2 protein-coding genes are annotated in these 1163 nt (G+C 70.3%); both read right to left on the bottom strand.

The window, feature by feature from the left end:
* Positions 1-55: 55 nt before the first annotated feature.
* A complete protein-coding gene (locus ACOADB_RS11510; RefSeq protein WP_378598335.1) occupies positions 56-619 on the bottom strand; it encodes a DM13 domain-containing protein in 564 nt (187 codons plus the stop codon).
* Positions 620-628: 9 nt separating this feature from the next.
* Positions 629-1163: amidohydrolase family protein (locus ACOADB_RS11505; protein WP_378598333.1), on the bottom strand; the 535-nt coding region annotated here is incomplete at its 5' end.

Genomic DNA, 1163 nt, shown 5'->3' with positions numbered 1-1163 from the left:
CACTTCGCACCCCCAATTGCCACACTTCGTGGCCCCAATTGCGACACTTCGTGGGTCAGGCGATCGCGGCGGTGCCGAACGCGACGTTGAACTTGTCGCACCAGATCACCACGGACTTCATGCCGGCGAGATCGGCGTCGGCGGGGATCTCGTAGCGAGAGCTGCCCTTGTTGCCCTTGAGCTCGCCGAGCTTCACGTAGTCGCCGTCGTCGTAGTTGCTCCACGAACCGACGCAGCCGTCGCAGCCGCCGCCGCTCTCCTGGTCGGTGATCCAGACGTGCAGGTCGGGGCCGTTGGAGGTGTCGAGGCCGTCGAGCAGGACGAACCGGCTGCCGTCGCTGCGGCGGAAGATCCTCGCGTCGCCCGATGTGCCGTGCTCGGCGTCGATGAAGCTGCCGGAGGCCAGCTCGACACGTGTCCTCGCCGTCCCGGACGCTTCGGGGACGGTCGTGTCGGAGATCCCGGCGGTCGCCGTACCGACGACCTCGCTGGCGTCGTCGCCGTCATCGACCTCCTTGTCGATGAACAGCAGCCAGGGCTGGAAGACCAGCGCGCCTGCCACGGCGAGGACGAGGAACAACCCGCCCATCGTCAGCCAGATCCGGCGCTTGCGGCTCATGCGTCGACTCTAGAAGACCAGCGTTCGGTTGACGAGCGGGACACCTGGCCGGTAGGCGAGGTGGACGTGGCTCGGGGCGTCGAGGACGACGAGGTCGCCGCGCGATCCCGGCACCAGGGACCCGATGTCGGAGCGCCCGAGCGCCGCGGCACCCCCGGCGGTCGCGGCCCAGACGGCCTCGCCGGGAGTCAGGCCCATGTCGCGGACGGCGACGGCGATGCAGAACGGCAACGAGCTCGTGTACGACGACCCGGGGTTGCAGTCACTGGCCAGGGCGACGGTCACGCCGGCATCGACGAGGGCGCGCGCGTCCGGATAGGGCTGGCGGGTGCTGAACTCGACGCCCGGCAGCAGCGTCGCGACCGTTCCCGAGTCGCGCAGCGCGTGCACGTCGTCGTCGGACAGGAACGTGCAGTGGTCGACGGCGGCGAGCCCCATCTCCGCAGCGAGCTGGACGCCGGGACCGTGGCCGAGCTGGTTGGCATGCAGCCGTCCGCGCAGGCCGAGCGCCGCGCCGGCCGACAGGATCGTCCGGGCCTGGTCG

The sequence above is a fragment of the Nocardioides sp. CPCC 206348 genome (assembly GCF_048654705.1).
Lineage (GTDB): Bacteria > Actinomycetota > Actinomycetes > Propionibacteriales > Nocardioidaceae > Nocardioides.
Note: the sequence above shows the minus strand (reverse complement) of the source record. Positions and strands in the feature narration are given on the sequence as shown.